General features: G+C 69.5%; 13 protein-coding genes. 10 read left to right on the forward strand and 3 right to left on the reverse strand.

Going from position 1 to position 15,888, the window contains the following annotated elements; genetic code table 11:
• The first annotated feature begins 82 nt into the window (after nt 1-82).
• A complete protein-coding gene (locus WA675_RS08135; protein ID WP_336083266.1) occupies nt 83-2,122 on the forward strand; it encodes a hypothetical protein in 2,040 nt (679 codons plus the stop codon).
• Between the two features lie 59 nt (nt 2,123-2,181).
• Nucleotides 2,182-3,984 carry a hypothetical protein gene (locus WA675_RS08140; RefSeq protein ID WP_336083268.1) on the forward strand — a complete coding sequence of 601 codons (1,803 nt, stop codon included), beginning with the start codon at nt 2,182-2,184 and terminating at the stop codon, nt 3,982-3,984.
• Here the strand turns inward: WA675_RS08140 and WA675_RS08145 are convergent.
• Nucleotides 3,981-5,960: a glycoside hydrolase family 15 protein gene (locus WA675_RS08145; protein ID WP_336083269.1), complete on the reverse strand. Its 1,980-nt coding sequence runs from the start codon at nt 5,958-5,960 to the stop codon at nt 3,981-3,983. The genes WA675_RS08140 and WA675_RS08145 overlap by 4 nt on opposite strands.
• A 112-nt stretch (nt 5,961-6,072) precedes the next feature.
• Here WA675_RS08145 and WA675_RS08150 point away from each other — a divergent pair, with 112 nt between their 5' ends.
• The gene (locus WA675_RS08150; RefSeq protein WP_336083270.1) at nt 6,073-6,315 is read left to right on the forward strand and encodes a hypothetical protein; all 243 of its coding nucleotides are present in this window, start codon (nt 6,073-6,075) and stop codon (nt 6,313-6,315) included.
• A gap of 73 nt (nt 6,316-6,388) precedes the next feature.
• Here the strand turns inward: WA675_RS08150 and WA675_RS08155 are convergent, their stop codons facing one another.
• Nucleotides 6,389-7,438 (reverse strand): M48 family metallopeptidase, encoded by a 1,050-nt coding sequence (locus WA675_RS08155; RefSeq protein ID WP_336083271.1) that lies wholly within the window; start codon nt 7,436-7,438, stop codon nt 6,389-6,391.
• Nucleotides 7,439-7,512: 74 nt separating this feature from the next.
• Between WA675_RS08155 and WA675_RS08160 the strand changes: the two genes are divergently transcribed.
• The 7 genes from WA675_RS08160 to WA675_RS08190 all read left to right on the forward strand — a co-directional run bounded on the left by WA675_RS08160 (nt 7,513) and on the right by WA675_RS08190 (nt 14,574).
• Nucleotides 7,513-7,602: an Ms4533A family Cys-rich leader peptide gene (locus tag WA675_RS08160; protein WP_336083272.1), complete on the forward strand. Its 90-nt coding sequence runs from the start codon at nt 7,513-7,515 to the stop codon at nt 7,600-7,602.
• 210 nt (nt 7,603-7,812) lie between these two features.
• Complete coding sequence (locus tag WA675_RS08165) at nt 7,813-8,862, forward strand: sulfate ABC transporter substrate-binding protein (protein WP_336083274.1); 1,050 nt, start codon at nt 7,813-7,815, stop codon at nt 8,860-8,862.
• A gap of 62 nt (nt 8,863-8,924) precedes the next feature.
• On the forward strand, nt 8,925-9,809 hold the full coding sequence (cysT, locus tag WA675_RS08170; protein WP_442945583.1) for a sulfate ABC transporter permease subunit CysT: 885 nt from the start codon (nt 8,925-8,927) through the stop codon (nt 9,807-9,809).
• Nucleotides 9,806-10,612, forward strand: coding sequence for a sulfate ABC transporter permease subunit CysW (gene cysW, locus WA675_RS08175; RefSeq protein WP_336083276.1), 807 nt, complete (start codon nt 9,806-9,808; stop codon nt 10,610-10,612). The genes cysT and cysW overlap by 4 nt, the downstream gene beginning before the upstream one ends.
• Complete coding sequence (locus tag WA675_RS08180; RefSeq protein ID WP_336083277.1) at nt 10,609-11,604, forward strand: sulfate/molybdate ABC transporter ATP-binding protein; 996 nt, start codon at nt 10,609-10,611, stop codon at nt 11,602-11,604. The genes cysW and WA675_RS08180 overlap by 4 nt, the downstream gene beginning before the upstream one ends.
• 362 nt (nt 11,605-11,966) lie before the next feature.
• Nucleotides 11,967-12,974 carry an AurF N-oxygenase family protein gene (locus tag WA675_RS08185; protein WP_336083597.1) on the forward strand — a complete coding sequence of 336 codons (1,008 nt, stop codon included), beginning with the start codon at nt 11,967-11,969 and terminating at the stop codon, nt 12,972-12,974.
• 13 nt (nt 12,975-12,987) lie between these two features.
• Nucleotides 12,988-14,574 (forward strand): FAD-dependent oxidoreductase, encoded by a 1,587-nt coding sequence (locus tag WA675_RS08190; protein ID WP_336083279.1) that lies wholly within the window; start codon nt 12,988-12,990, stop codon nt 14,572-14,574.
• 59 nt (nt 14,575-14,633) lie between these two features.
• On the opposite strand, the gene WA675_RS08195 is transcribed toward WA675_RS08190, so the two are convergent.
• Complete coding sequence (locus WA675_RS08195; RefSeq protein ID WP_336083281.1) at nt 14,634-15,395, reverse strand: SDR family NAD(P)-dependent oxidoreductase; 762 nt, start codon at nt 15,393-15,395, stop codon at nt 14,634-14,636.
• Between the last annotated feature and the right edge of the window lie 493 nt (nt 15,396-15,888).

Below are 15,888 nucleotides of genomic sequence, written 5' to 3' on the forward strand. Positions count from 1 at the left end.
GCGTTCCGGAAATAGTGTTGGATGTTTCTCACTTCGCCTCGATCGGGTGGGGACAACAGCGATGCGAGTGTTGGAGCTTGGGATGACGCGTGATCTGCCTGACGATGACGGTGCCGCGCGCGCGGAGGGTGCGGACACCGCCTACCGGGTCGCCAACGGTGTGGCCAGGGTCGCCAGGGCGGGTGCCTATGTGACCGGTGGCGCGCTCGTCGCGGCCAACGGGACCACACCCGAGCACGGCGCCAGCACCGCCGACAGCCGCTACGCGGGCTGGTCCTCGCACGTCTCGCCGGACCCCGATCCGGATGTGCCGAGCCCGATCGTCACCTTCCCGGACCTGGCCTACGAGCCCGAGCCGCCGGCCACGCCCACCCCCTTCGGCGGGCAGCCGCCGATGGACCACGACCTGACCATGGTCGCGCGCGCGAGCGAATCCGAGTGGGAGCCGCGCATTCCCGGCTCCGACGGCGAGCGCGAGATGCGCATCCCCGGCTCCGGGGAGACCTCCACCGGCATCGGCATCCCCTCGTCCGCGCACCCGCCGTCGCTACCCAGCTTCCGCGGCGGTGACGACACCGACACCGACATCGACAACGGCATCGGTCTGCCCGGCTCGCACCCGGGCCTGGGCCTGCCGGGTCACGGCATCGGCATCCCCGGCTTCGACGGCCTGCCCGGCCACGGCGTGGGCATCCCCGGTTTCGACGGCGTGGGCCTGCCCGGTCTGCCCGGTCCGGGCAACCCCGGCGGGGCGGCGGGCACCGGCGATGGCCTCTTCGACGGCATCGGCGACCTGGGCGGCATGTTCGACGGCTTCGGCGCCATGGTCACCTCCGAATGGCAGGTCGACATGCACGCCGGGCTCGACGGCGTGTGGTTCACCTCGCAGATGAAGGTCGACCTGCAGGTCGGCAAGGTCGGCGACCAGCTCGACGATTACGGCCAGTACCTGGGCAGCGGGCTGAAGGTCCCGGGCGCCGACGGCACGGGTGCGCAGAACGGGGCCGGTCTGCCCGGCACCTCGTCGGGAGCGCCCGGTCTGCCCGGCTCGTCCTCCTCGGGGATCGGTCTGCCCGGTTCCTCGACCACGGCACCCGCCCCCGTCGCGCCCGCGGCGGCGCCCGCGCCGGTCGCGCCCGCGCCGGTCGCCGCGGCCCCCGCGCCCGCTCCGGCCCCGGCGACCCCGTTCGCCCCCGCGCCCGCCCCGGCACCGGCGCCCATCGCGCCCGCCCCGGTCGTCGCCCCGGCCGCCGCGGCCCCGGTCGCGGTGAGTCCCGTGGTGAACACCCCGCTGCAGACCACCGTCCAGCCCGATGCCGCGACCACCCCGATCGCCAATGTGCTCGGCGGCCCCGGCGTGACCGCGCCCGCGGTGCCGGTGCCCGGGCTGTTCGCCCCGGTCACCACGCCGACGAAGCCGGTCGTCGAGCCGGACCTGTCCGGTGGCACGCAGACCACCACCCCGTCGACCGCGCCGGGCACCACGTCGCCCTCGACCGTCCCGACGATCGACCTGCCGACCACCACGGTGAAGGTGCCGCTGCCCACGGTGACCACCCCGTCCACGCCGGACGTCACCACCGGCCCGGGCAGCACCCTGCCCACCACGCCCGGCCAGGTCACCCCGACCACCCCCGACGACACCGTGACCAGTCCGCCGGGAACCTCCGGCAGCGTCACCCCGCCCGCCACCTCCGACACGGTGACCACCCCGCCCGGCACCTCCGACGGCGGCACCACGCCCTCGACCGCGCCCACCACCCCCACGGTCGACGTGCCCACCGCCACCCAGCCCACCCAGACGCAGCCCACCCAGACTCAGCCCACCCACACCCAGCCGACGCACACCCAGCCCACCGCGCAGGTGCCCACCCAGCAGCCGACCGTGGACATCGACACTCCGTCGGTGGTCACCCCGCCGCCCGTGGTCACCCCGCCGACCACCGTCGCGCCGGTGAAACCCCCGGTCATCGAGACCAAGCCGATCGCCGCCGATTTCGACCACCACGGCGCCAGCTACCATGGCGTATCGGCCGGACTGTTCGATTCCGGCATCTCCGGGGTCGATCCCGTGGTCACGGTGTTTCCCGTCGATCACCATGGGTATGACTTCGTCATCTGAAATGACGGCGTCTCGCCTTTGCGATACGGCCGGGCACGTGCAACGAGAGTGAGGGACAGTTGTCTGCCGCAGCCGGACTGCAGGCCGCGACGGTGAAGCATCCGGATGTGATGGCTCCGGTCGTGTCGCTCGTCGACGAACTGCGGGAACTGGTCCGCTCAGGCGGCCGCGACGACCTCGACGCCCGCCTCGGCATGGTGCGGGCCCGCCTCAGCGACACCCGGGTGCGCCTGGTGGTCGTGGGCGAACCGCAGGCCGGGATGAGCACCCTGGTCAACAGCCTGGTCGGCAGCCCGGTCAGCGCGACCGACGGCAAGCCGAGCGTTCCGGTGATCGTCGAATACGGGCCAGCGCCCAGCGCCACCCTGGTGAAGTCCGCGCCGCGCGGCCGGGTCGAACGGGTGCCCGTCGACCCACAGAACCCGGGCCCGGCCCTGACCACCCTGGGCGTGCTGCGCGCGGAGTTCGCCGAGCCGAGCAGGCTGCTCGCCGACGGCCTGGTGGTGATGGACGCCCCCGGCCCGCTGGCCCGCGAGGGCGCCGCCTGGTCGATGATCGCCGCCGCCGACGTGGTGCTCTACGCCACCGACTCCGCCGCCGAACTCACCGACGCCCAGCTCGAGTACCTGCGCCGGGTGGAACAGATGTGTCCCTCGGTGGTCTGCGTGCTCACCAAGATCGACCGCAACCCGCACTGGTCGCTGACCCAGCGCCGCAATCGCGCGCTGCTCGACGGCGCCGGACTGAACTTCGCGGTCGCGCCGGTCTCGGCGCTGCTGCACCAGCGCGCGGGCGAGATCGGCGACCAGCAGCTCGACGCCGAATCCGGGGTGCCCCAGCTCGTCGACCACCTGCAGGACTACGTGGTGGCCCAGGCGGACGCGGTGGCCATCGCGGCCGCGGTCCGCGATATCGCGCTGGTCACCGACCAGCTCAGCGTCACCCTGCGGGCCGAGGCCGACGCGCTGCGGGATCCGCGCCGCCGCGCCGAGATCACCCAGCGCCTGGCCGCGGCGCGGGCCGAGGCCGACCAGCTGCGCCAGCGCACCGCCACCTGGCAGGTCACCCTGGTCGACGGCAGCTCCGAACTCGCCGTCGACATCGAACACGACCTGCGCCACCGGCTGCGCACGCTGGTCCGCGAGGCCGAGACCGAGATCACCCGTACCGATCCCGCCCGCAAGTGGTCGGAGTTCGGCACCGAGCTCGACGCCCGGATCTGCGAGGCGGTCGAGGAGAACTTCGTGATGGCGCACTATCGCGCCGTCGAACTCGGCGAGCAGGTCGCCGCCAAGTTCCCGCCGGACAACCGCACACCCCCGCTGCCCGAACTGCGGCTGACCAACCCCGGTGACGTGCTCGATCCGGTGCAGTCCCTGGAAGCGCTGGAGAGCGCGAAATCCAGTGTGGGACAGCAGGCGATCACCGCGCTGCGCGGCTCCTACGGCGGCATCCTGATGGTCGGTCTGGCCACCAGCCTGCTCGATATGGGCCTGGTCAACTGGTACTCCGCGGGCGCGGGCCTGCTGCTGGGCGTGCACGCGCTGTGGGACGATCGCGGAAATCGCAAGCAGCGCAGGCAGGCCGAGGCCAAGGTCGCCGTCGCGCGGCTCGCCGACGACGTGATCTTCCAGGTGGGCAAGGAATCCCGCAATCGCCTGCGCGGGCTGCAGCGGGTGCTGCGCGATCACTACACCGAGATCGCCACCGAGGTGGCGCGCACCGCCGACGAGGCCCTGCGCGCGGCCGAGGAGGCCGGGCAGCGCTACGGCAACCAGCGCGAACTGCGCATCACCGAGATCGACGCGGGCCTGCGCACGCTCGCTGGGCTGCGCGAGCGCGCCGAACGGCTCACCTACTAGGACCGCAGCGGCGGGGTGTGCGCGGGCTGGAACTGGCCCGCGTTGCGCGAGTCCTCGGCCCGGATCACGTGCGTGACCGCGTTGATCAGGGCCAGGTGGGTGAACGCCTGCGGGAAGTTGCCCAGGTGCCTGCCGGTGCGCGAATCGATCTCCTCGGCGTAGAGGCGCAGCGGGCTCGACAACCCGAGCAGCCGCTCGCACAGGTGCGTGGCGCGTTCCAGCTCGCCGATCTCCACCAGCGCCGAGACCAGCCAGAACGAGCAGATGGTGAAGGTGCCCTCCTCCCCGGCCAGCCCGTCGTCGGTGGTGTCGGTGCGGTAGCGCAGCACCAGCCCGTTGACGGTGAGCCGGGTCGCGATGGCCAGCACGGTGGCGCGGATGCGGTGGTCCTCGGGCGGCAGGAACCGGGTCAGCACCGCCAGCAACAGTGAGGCGTCGAGGGTGTCGCCGCCGTAGGTCTGGGTGAACACGCCCTCGTCGTTCACGCCGTGGGCGAGCACGTCCGCGCGGATCTGCTCGGCGATGTCGAACCATTCCGCGGCGCGCGCGTGCTGCCCGTGCATCTGGGCCAGCCGGGCGCCGCGGTCCAGCGCCACCCAGCACATGATCTTCGATGAGGTGAAGTGCTGCGGTTCGCCGCGCACCTCCCAGATCCCGCGATCGGGCTCGCGCCAGTTGGCGATCGCGGCGTGCACGGTCCGTTCCAGCAGCGGCCACAGATTCTCCGGCACCTGCCCGCGCGATCTCACGTGCAGGTACACCGCGTCGAGCATGGTGCCCCAGATGTCGTGCTGGTCCTGGTCGTAGGCGGCATTGCCGACCCGGACCGGGACCGCGCCGTCGTAGCCGGACAGCGTGGGCAGCTCGTACTCGGTGATGTGGCGTTCGCCGCCGATGCCGTAGAGCACCTGCAGCGGCAGCGCGTCGCCGTTCTCGCCGGTGGTGACGTCGTCGAGGAAGGCGAAGAAATCGTTGGCCTCGCGATCCAGGCCCAGGGTGTACAGGCCCCACAGCGCGAAACTCGCGTCCCGCACCCAGGTGTAGCGGTAGTCCCAATTGCGTTCGCCGCCCGGGGTTTCCGGCAGCGAGGTGGTGGCCGCGGCCAGTAGCGCGCCGGTGGGGGCGTAGGTCAGGCCCTTGAGGGTGAGCGCGCTGCGCTGCAGGTAGCTGCGCCAGGGATGATCGGGGAAATCACCGAGGGTGATCCAGCGGCGCCAGGATTCGGTGGTCGCCCACATCTTCTCGGCGGCTTCGTCGAAGGTGGCCGGGGCGGGCAGTTCCGACCAGGTCAGCGCGACGAACACCTGGTCGCCCTCCGACATCCGGGTGCGGGCGCGCGCCTCGCGGCCCTCCAGACCCAGCCGCAGATCGGTGGTGAGCACCAGCGACGGGCTCGCCTCCGGCGTCCCGGTGGCCCGCGCGGTGGCCTGCTCGTAGACCTTGCCGGTGTACTCCCACTGGGTGCCGCCCTGGTGGTAGTCGAAGGAGGGCTGGCAGCTCATCTCCAGCTCGACGGTCCCGCTCACGCACTTCACCATCCGCAGCAGGGTGTGCTCGGCGTCCCAGTCCACCGGCGTGCGGCGATGGGTGCGCGAGCGCTGCTCGTTGTTGTGCCAGGGGCCGAGCACCAGCGCGTCGCGCACGATCAGCCAGCCGGTCGCGGTCTGCCAGGTGGTCTCCAGGATCATCCCGCCCGGCAGGTACCGGCGCGCGGCGGGCACGTTCTTGCCGTACGGGCCGATCCGGAAGTGCCCGGCGCTGCGGTCCAGGATCGCGCCGAACACGCTGGGGGAGTCCGGGCGCGGCACGCACATCCACTCCACCGAGCCGCTGCTGGCGATCAGGCAGCTGGTCTCGCAATCGGACAGGAAGGCGTAGTCGTCGATCGGCGGGAACGCGCCCCGGCGTCCGCTACTGGACACCGGGCTCAGGATGGGCAGGGAATCGGCCGCGGACGCATCGTCGGTGGACGCCATCACCCCATCATCACGGCAGGCGGGCGACTCGTCCACCGCGAGCACCGGCCGGTTGTCGTTCCGTGACCAGCGCGATCAGGGTCCGCGCGGGCACGGCGGCTAGGCTGGCGCTGTGCAACGCATCGCAGGTTGGTGGGACGGCTTCGAGCTCTGGGTAGCCGGACTGCCGTTCATTCCGCAGTTCCTGGTCGTCCTGGTGGGCATGGTCCCGATCAGCTTCGCCATCGCCTTCCTGCTCGACCGGACCCTGCGCGCGATCTTCCGCGCGCTGGGCCGCGACGACAGCGACGAGCCGCGGGCCCCGCGGCCGGTGCCCGCCCCCGCCCGCCCGACCGTCGGAAGCGGGGCCCGCTGATGCCCCGCTCCCGCGTTCAGCTCGCCCTGGTCGGTCTGCTGATCCTCGTCATCATCGCCTGGTTCTTCACCCGCTAGTTCTTGCGCCAGTCGTCGAAGCGTTTGCCCAGATCGGCTACGGTGCGGCCGACTTCCTGGCCGACGGTGTTGACCGCGGAGCCCACATCGCGGCCCAGGTCGCGCACGGTGCGGACCAGCAGGTCCTCGGACTGGTCGAAGCTCTCGCGGTAGCTGCGGGCGGCGTTCTTGACCTCGTCGCTGATGCGGGCGTTCTTGTCGTGTTCGCGGCGCGGGTAGGCGCCGCCGAGGACCCGGTCGTACTCGCCGGACTGGATCCAGCGGCGCAGCTCGGCCGCGCGCAGCACCGAGAACGGATGCGACTGCAGCTCCAGGTTGAGCAGCTTGAGCACGCCGTCGCGCAGGTCGCCCGAGCGCAGGTAGTCGTCGGCCTGGTCCAGGAAGGCGCCGTGGTTCATCTCGTGCAGCCAGGCGCCACCGGCGGTCTTCATGTGCACCCGCACCGAGGCCTCCACGTCCTGGCAGCACAGCAGGCCCGCGCGGTCGCCGGACAGCTCCGACTTGCGGCTCCACTCCATCAGCGCCGCCACGATCGCGCGCAGCGCCCAGCCGCCGACCGGCATCCAGCCGACCGTCGCCGACAGCCGCATCAGGTGCATGAGCATGGTGCGGTACACCGCGTGCCCGGACAGCGCGTGCCCGAGCTCGTGGCCGATCACGAAGCGCAGTTCCTCGGTGTCCATCAGTTCGAGCAGGCCGGTGGTGACGACGATGAACGGCCGGTCCATCCCGATGGTGAAGGCGTTCACCGACGGGTCCTGCAGCACGAACATCTCCGGCGTGCTCGCCGCGTCCAGCACGTCGACACAGTCGGCGCGCAGCTCGTGCAGGGTGCGGAACTGGCGTTCGTCGACGCGCACCGCCGTCGCCAGGTACAGCAGCCGGTGCTGACGTTCGCGCAGCAGGCCCGACAGCGCCCGCAGCACGGTGTCGAAGCCGCTCAGCGAGCGCAGCGCCACCAGCGCGGTGCGGTCGGCCGGGTGTTCCCAAGCCCGCGTGCTGATTTCCGGCAAACGCACGCGAATCCGGTCCGGAGCCATGGTCATGGTTCGAAATCCCCCCTCGGTGTGGAACTCTCGTCGATTCGAATCATCATGTCGCAATCTGCTACAGTCTGCCTGTGTCGTCGAGTGTCGCCCCGCAGATCCGCCATGAACTGGCGTTGATCGCTGTCGGCGACCTCGCGGTCGCGGACATTCTCTGTCGATGATCGGCCACCGGACACGTCTGCGCGTTCCTGCCCAGTAGACTGGCGCGCGCTTTCCTTTCGCAGTCGTAGTCCGAACTCCGGGGGCCAGCGGGCCCGAGTCGCGCCAACTGCCGCGGATCCACCACGCGGCAGGTCTACCGATCGACATGTGCAAGTCCTGCCGCAACGAACGACGTTGCCGGACAGGTCCTTTCCGAAAGGTTCACCCCGATGTCTCGCAACACCTGGATCGGCTCGCGCCGTCGCGCGGCCGCTGTCGCTCTCACTGCCGTCGCCGCGGTCGCGCTGACCGCCTGCGGCGGTGGCGCCAGCGATTCGGTCGACGGCGAGTCGACCGCCGACGGCAGCGGCGGAACCATCAACCTCTACGCCTACGCCGTGCCCAAGCCCGGCTTCGACAAGGTCGTGCCGGAGTTCAACAAGACCGAGGCGGGCAAGGGCGTGCAGGTGCAGGCCTCCTACGGCGCCTCGGGCGACCAGTCGCGCAAGGTCAAGGACGGCGCCGAGGCCGATGTGGTGAACTTCTCGGTCGAGCCGGACGTGACCCGCCTGGTCGACGCCGGTCTGGTCGAGTCCACCTGGAACGCCGACGCGAGCAAGGGCATCCCGTTCGGCTCGGTCGTCACCCTGGTTGTGCGCAAGGGCAACCCCAAGAACATCAAGGACTGGGACGACCTGCTCGCGCCCGGTGTCGAGGTCGTCACCCCGAATCCGTTCAGCTCGGGCTCGGCCAAGTGGAACCTGCTCGCGCCGTACGCGGCCAAGAGCGAGGGTGGCAAGAACCCGCAGGCCGGTCTGGACTACCTGTCTCAGCTGATCTCGCCCGAGCACGTCAAGGTGCAGCCGAAGTCGGGCCGCGAGGCCACCGAGACCTTCCTGCAGGGCACCGGTGACGTGCTGCTGAGCTACGAGAACGAGGCCATCTTCGCCGAGCGCAACGGCGACCCGATCGAGCACATCAACCCGCCGATCACCTTCAAGATCGAGAACCCGGTCGCGGTGCTCAAGAACGCCAAGAACCCGGCCAAGGCCACCGCCTTCCGCGACTTCCTGTTCACCCCCGAGGGCCAGCGGGCCTGGGCGCAGGCGGGCTTCCGCCCGGTCGACCCGAAGGTCGCCGCCGAGTTCGCCGCCGACTTCCCGCAGCCGGAGAAGCTGTGGACCATCGACGACCTCGGTGGCTGGAAGTCCGTCGACAAGGAACTGTTCGCCCAGGGCACCGGCAAGGTCGCGGTGATCTACGACCAGGCCACCAAGTAGGTCGTGACCCAGCGCACACGCGATACTGGACAACTGTGACTGACAGCAGTGGGCACGCCGGGATCGAGGACACTCTCGATCCCGGCGGTGCCGTAGAACCCGAAAAACCGACGGCCACCCCGCCGTCGGCCCGTCGCCGGTCGTGGCTGCGGGTCACCGGCTCGGTGGGCCCGGTCGGCATCGGCGTGGCCGTGCTGTGGCTCAGCGTGATCGTGCTGCTCCCGCTGGCGGCGCTGACCGTCAGCTCCTTCGATGACGGCTGGTCCGGCTTCTGGGACGCGGTCACCGCGCCCTCGGCGCTGGACTCGCTGCGGATCACCATCACCGTCTCGGTGGTGGTCGCGATCATCAACGTGCTGATGGGCACGCTCATCGCCTGGGTGCTGGTGCGCGACGACTTCTGGGGCAAGGGCGTCGTCAACGCGCTGATCGACCTGCCGTTCGCGCTGCCGACCATCGTCGCCTCGATCGTGCTGCTCTCGCTCTACGGCCCGAACAGCCCGTTCGACATCCATCTCAACGCCTCCCAGCCCGGCCTGATCGTGGCGCTGGCCTTCGTCACGCTGCCCTTCGTGGTGCGCTCGGTGCAGCCGGTGCTGATCGAGGTGGACCGGGAGGTCGAGCAGGCGGCGCTGTCGCTGGGCGCGAGCAACTGGATCACCTTCCGCCGCATCGTGCTGCCCACGCTGACCCCGGCGATCATCTCCGGCGGCGGCCTGGCCTTCGCCCGGGCGATCGGTGAGTACGGCTCGGTGGTCCTCATCGGCGGCAATATCCCGCGCGAGACCCAGATGACCTCGCAGTACATCCAGCAGCAGATCGAGGTCGACCGGCCGGTCAACGCCGCCGCGGTCTCGGTGGCGCTGCTGGTGATCTCCTTCGTGAGCCTGCTCGTGCTGCGCCTGCTGGCCGAGCGGACCGCGCGCAAGGAAGAGGCCGCCCGATGAAGCTGTCGCTGTTCACCCGGCTGTCCCTGCGCACGATCGCGCTGGGGTACCTGGGCATCCTGCTGGTGCTGCCGCTGGTGATCATCCTGCTGCGCACCTTCGAGAACGGGATCGGGGCGTTCATCGACCAGATCACCACGCCCGCGGCGATCTCGGCGTTCCAGCTGTCGATGATCATCGTGGCCATCGTGGTGCCGTTGAACGTCGTGTTCGGCGTGATCACCGCGCTGGCGCTGGTCCGCAGCAAGTTCCCCGGGCGCAGCCTGCTGCAGGGCATCGTCGATCTGCCGTTCGCGGTCTCGCCGGTCGTGGTCGGCGTCTCGCTGATCCTGCTGTGGGGCGCGGGCGGCTGGTTCGGTGGGCTGGAGAACCTCGGGTTCAAGGTGATCTTCAGCCTGCCCGGCATGGTGATCGCGACCATCTTCGTCACCCTGCCGTTCGTGGTGCGCGAGGTCGAGCCGGTGCTGCACGAGATCGGCGACGACCAGGAACAGGCCGCGGCCACCCTGGGCGCCTCGGGCTGGCAGACCTTCTGGCGGATCACCCTGCCCGCCATCCGCTGGGGCCTGACCTACGGCGTGGTGCTCACCGTGGCCCGCGCGCTCGGCGAGTTCGGCGCGGTGATCATGGTCTCCACCGCCATGCCGGGCAAGTCGCAGACCCTGACGCTGCTCGTGCACGGGCGCTACATCGACGACCACAACACCTTCGGCGCCTACAGCGCGGCCACCCTGCTGATGGGCATGGCCCTGGTCGTACTCCTTCTGATGACTCTCCTCGAACGCAAGCGGGGCACCGAATGATCACCGTGACCAACGCGCGCAAGAACTACGGTTCCTTCGCCGCTCTCGACGATGTCAGCATCGACATCACCTCCGGCGAGCTGACCGCGCTGCTCGGCCCGTCCGGTTCCGGCAAGTCCACGCTGCTGCGCTCGATCGCGGGCCTGGAATCGCTGGACTCGGGCATCGTGCGGATCGCGGGCAACGACGTCACCCACGTGGCGCCGCAGAAGCGCGATATCGGCTTCGTGTTCCAGCACTACGCGGCGTTCAAGCACATGACCGTGCGCGACAACGTCGCCTTCGGCCTGACCATCCGCAAGCGGCCCAAGAAGGAGATCGACAAGCGCGTCGACGAGCTGCTCGGCATCGTCGGCCTCGATGGTTTCCAGCACCGCTACCCGGCGCAGCTCTCGGGTGGTCAGCGGCAGCGCATGGCGCTGGCCCGCGCGCTGGCGGTCGACCCGCAGGTGCTGCTGCTCGACGAGCCCTTCGGCGCGCTCGACGCCAAGGTGCGCACCGATCTGCGCACCTGGCTGCGTCGGCTGCACGAGGAGGTCCACGTGACCACCGTGCTGGTCACCCACGACCAGGAGGAGGCCCTCGACGTCGCCGATCGGATCGCGGTGATGAACAAGGGCCGTATCGAGCAGGTCGGTACCCCCGAGGACGTCTACGACCGGCCCGCCAACGAGTTCGTCATGTCGTTCCTCGGCGCGGTGGCCCGGCTCAACGGCCACCTGGTGCGCCCGCACGACATCCGCATCGGGCGTGACCCGAGCATGGCGCTGGCCGAGCACGAGGGCACCGCGGAGTCGGCCGGGGTCACCCGGGCCACTGTGGAACGCATCGTGCGGCTGGGCTTCGAGGTGCGCCTCGAGCTGCGCAACGCGGCCACCGGCGACCAGTTCGCCGCCCAGGTGACCCGCGGCGATGCTGCGGCGTTGCGGCTGAACGAGGGCGAGACCGTCTACGCCCGCGCCACCCGCATCCCGGATCTGCCGTCGGCCTGAGCCACCGGTACCCGCACGAGGGCCCCGCGACAGCACGTCGCGGGGCCCTCGTCGTGTGCGCGGGGCCCGCGCGGTCCGGTCCGTGGCGGGAGTTCGCGCAGGTTAACCGGTACCGACGGTCCGATTTCGGCCCGCGACGCGCTCGGCGGGAAGGAATTTTCGCCGACTCGCCCCGTGCCGCTGGCATCTGTGCATGACGCAGTGTCACAGGTAGAGCCATTTTTACTGGTGAGTAGCTTTTCCGGCCGCGATCTCGACGCGCCGAACGGGTGAATCCGCGCCCTCGCCAGAGTTGACGTGACTCCTCGTAGGTGTAACTATTGGAAACAGTAAACGTCCCTTGAGGAGAGGCAGTGACGACGATGTCTGCGCCCACCACCCCTGACGTCGATCCCGTAGTCGCGGAGGCTCAGGCGTACGCCGAGAAGTTGCTGATGCTGTCGGAGGCGTCGGTCAACCGCCACTTCGACCCGTTCGAGGACATCGACTGGGACAACCCGGAGTTCGACCCCGACCACAAGCCCGAGCGCTGGGTCCTGGTCACCTCCGCCGACCCGATCGGCCGCCACCCCTGGTATCAGGCCCTGCCGCTGGACAAGAAGATCGAGATCGGCAAGGTCCGCCAGGCCAATGTCGCCAAGGTCGGCCTGCAGTTCGAGGCCATCCTGATCATCGGCATGATGCAGCACATCTTCAATCTGAAGAACAACGATCCGGAATTCCGGTACTGCTCGCACGAGATGATCGAAGAGCACAACCACACCCTGATGTTCCAGGAGATGGTCAACCGGGTCGCCGACGTGCCGGGCATGAACCCGCTCGTGCGTCAGCTGCGCCACCTGGCCGCCCCGGTCGGCGCGCTGATGCCGAACCTGTTCTTCATGGCCGTGCTGGCCGGTGAGGAGCCGATCGACCACATCCAGAAGGACATCCTGCGCTCGGGTGACGACATCCACCCGATCATGCGCGGCGTGATGGCGATCCACGTGGCCGAGGAAGCCCGCCACATCTCCTTCGCCCACGAGTTCCTGAAGAAGAACGTGCCCGCCCAGCGCCCGTTCAACAAGTTCGTGCTGTCGATCGCGATGCCCACGATCATGTTCATCCTCGGCCGCGCCATCGCGACGCCGCCGAAGAGCTTCTTCAAGCAGTTCGACATGCCCGCCGACGTGCGCAAGGAGCTGTTCTACGGCTCCAAGGAGGCCAAGCAGGTCTTCGCCGACTACTTCATCGACGTGCGCGCGCTCGCCGACGAGGTCGGTCTGATGAACCCGGTCGCCAAGCGGGTCTGGAAGCTGCTCGGCATCGACGGTCCGTCGAGCCGCTACCGCTCGGAGCCCAAGCGCTCCGTCAAGCACGCAGTGGCCTGAGGCACGGTCACCCATGCCCTATGTCGTCACGCAGTCGTGCTGTAGCGACGCCTCGTGCGTCTACGCCTGCCCGGTCAACTGCATCCATCCGACTCCGGACGAGCCGGACTTCCTGACCGCGGAGATGCTCTACGTCGATCCGGCGGCGTGTGTGGACTGTGGCGCCTGCGCCACGGCCTGCCCTGTCGACGCGATCACCTCGTCGAAGAAGCTGACCGACGAGCAGAAGCCGTTCATCGAGATCAACGCGGACTTCTACCGGATCCAGCGGGATCGGCCGACGTTGGCCCGCCCGGTGATGCCGCCCGCGATCGATACCCGGCGCGCGGCGCTGCGGGTCGCGGTGGTCGGTTCCGGTCCCTCGGCGATGTACGCCGCCGACGAGCTGCTGACCCAGCCGGGTGTCTCGGTGACGATGTTCGACCGGTTGCCGCAGCCCTACGGTCTGGCCCGGCTCGGCGTCGCGCCCGATCACAAGCGGACCCGCAAGGTCGCCGACCTGTTCGACATCATGTCGAAGCAGGACGACTTCTCGACCTACCTGGATGTGGAGATCGGCAAGCACATCACCCACGCCGAGCTGCTCGAGCACTTCCACGGCGTGATCTACGCGGTGGGCGCGTCCTCGGACCGCAAGCTGGGTATCCCCGGCGAGGGCCTGCCGGGCAGTGTTTCCGCGACCGACTTCGTGGCCTGGTACAACGGTCATCCTGATCACGCCGAGGACCAGTTCGATCTGGATCAGAAGCGGGTGGTGATCGTCGGCAACGGCAACGTCGCCCTGGACGTCGCCCGTATCCTGACCGTCGATCCGGCTACCCTGGCCGACACCGATATCGCGCCGTACGCGTTGCAGGCATTGCGCGAGAGCAAGGTCGAAGAGGTCGTGATCCTGGGTCGTCGTGGTCCGGCGGAGTCGGCGTTCACGGTGCCCGAGTTCGTCGGCCTGCTGGCCGCCGATATCGATATCGCGATCGAAGGGGAGCTGCCCGAGGTCACCGCCGACCTGCCGTACAAGGTGGAGCAGAAGTTGCGCCTGCTGCACAGCGTGGCGAAGCGGCCCTTCGGGGAGCGCAGGCGCATCGTGCTCCGCTACTTGTCTTCGCCGGTGGAGATCCTCGGCGCCGACGCCGTGACTGGCGTGCGGGTCGAGCGCAACGAGCTGGTCACCGACGAATCGGGCCGCGCCAGCGCGGTGCCGACCGGCGAGACCGAGCTGCTCGAGGCGGGCGTGGTACTCACCTCGGTCGGTTACCGCGGTGTCCCGACCAAGGACCTGCCGTTCGATGACGCGCGCGGGGTCATCCCGAACGCGCAGGGCCGGGTGTTGACCGCTCCCGAGGGTGAGGTCGTGACCGGTACGTATGTGACGGGTTGGATCAAGCGTGGTCCGACCGGTTTCATCGGGACGAACAAGTCCTGTGCGCAGGAGACCGTCCAGCAGCTCGCCGCCGATTTCAACGCGGGCACGCTGGCCGAACCCGTGCGTGACGCACAGGAATTCGACCGTCTGGTGCGCGCCCGCCGACCCCAGGCGCGCGCCGGAGGAGCCGCGGCTCCGCGAACAGGCTCGCTCAAGCGCCTGCTCGCGCGCGGCTGACGTTTCACCGCGAAGGCCCGCCACGTCTACTGGGATGACGTGGCGGGCCTTCGTCGTGCTCACTGCGCGGTGAACCCGCCGTCCACCGCGACCGCCGACCCGGTGACGAACGAGGCCTCCCGGCTGAGCAGGAACGCGCACAGCGCCGCGATCTCCTCGGGCCGGGCGATCCGCCCGATCGGATGCAGCGCCGCGACCATCGCCTCGCCCTCGGGCGTGGCACCCATCGAGGACCGGTAGGCGGGCGTGTCGACCGCGCCGGAGACCAGCGCGTTGACCCGCACGCCCGCCGCCGCCGTCTCCAGCGCCACCGACCGGGTCAGCCCGATCACGCCGTGCTTGGCCGCCACATACGGTGCCACCGAGGCCATCCCGACCACGCCCAGATTGGAGGCGTTGTTCAGGATCGCGCCGCCACCGGAGGCGATGATCGCGGGCACCTGATGGCGGAGCCCGTAGAAGACACCGGTCAGGTTCAGGTCCAGCTCGGCGCGCCAGCCCGCGTCGTCGATCTCGGCGATCGGCCCGGAGGTGGAGATGGCGCCCGCGTTGTTGAAAGCGGCGTCGAGCCTGCCGTACTCGGTGAGCGCGGCCTGGGTGAGCGCGGCGGCATCGGCCTCCACGGTCACGTCGGTCGGCACGAACAGCGCCCGTCCGCCCGCCTGCCGGATCTGCTCGGCGACCCGCTCGCCCTGGTCCTTGCCGCGTGAACCCAGCACCACCGCGGCGCCCTCGGACGCGACACGCAGGGCCACCGCCCGGCCGATGCCGGAACCGGCACCGGTGATCAGCACGACCTGGTCCGTGAAACGCGTGGACATACGTATTCCCTTCTCTCCCTTGATATTCGGGGATCCGCTCGGCAGCGTCCCCGTACTTCGAGTCAACCGCCGGGAGTGCGGCCACGCTGGCGGGAATCCGTCGTGGCATTGACGCGTCATGAGAAGCGGCGTGTACTTCTCACCGCCGCCTAGAATTTCCGGATCGGTGAAATCTTGTCGGCATCAAATGAATTGATTACCAGTCGGTAAGTGCATTCGAATCCGGCCATAACAAACCGTAAGAATGTGTTTTGCCGACGCGTCAGGTGATTACTCGTCGGTAGCTGAATCTCGGAGTCTGTCAGTCGATTTCGTGACGTCGAGGGGACTGGACGGTTGTCCGCATGGTCGTTCACCTGCGTCGATCCCCTAACAAGGGTCCAAAGTCCCGTCTTTCGTATCAATCGCGCAGCAATTCGGCCATGGCCCGGTTAATCTGTGCGGGCTGTTTGGAAGACGACCGCGGCCACATGGTGCGCTCGCGTGCTGGACG

The sequence above is a fragment of the Nocardia sp. SSK8 genome, from assembly GCF_037034205.1.
Lineage (GTDB): Bacteria > Actinomycetota > Actinomycetes > Mycobacteriales > Mycobacteriaceae > Nocardia.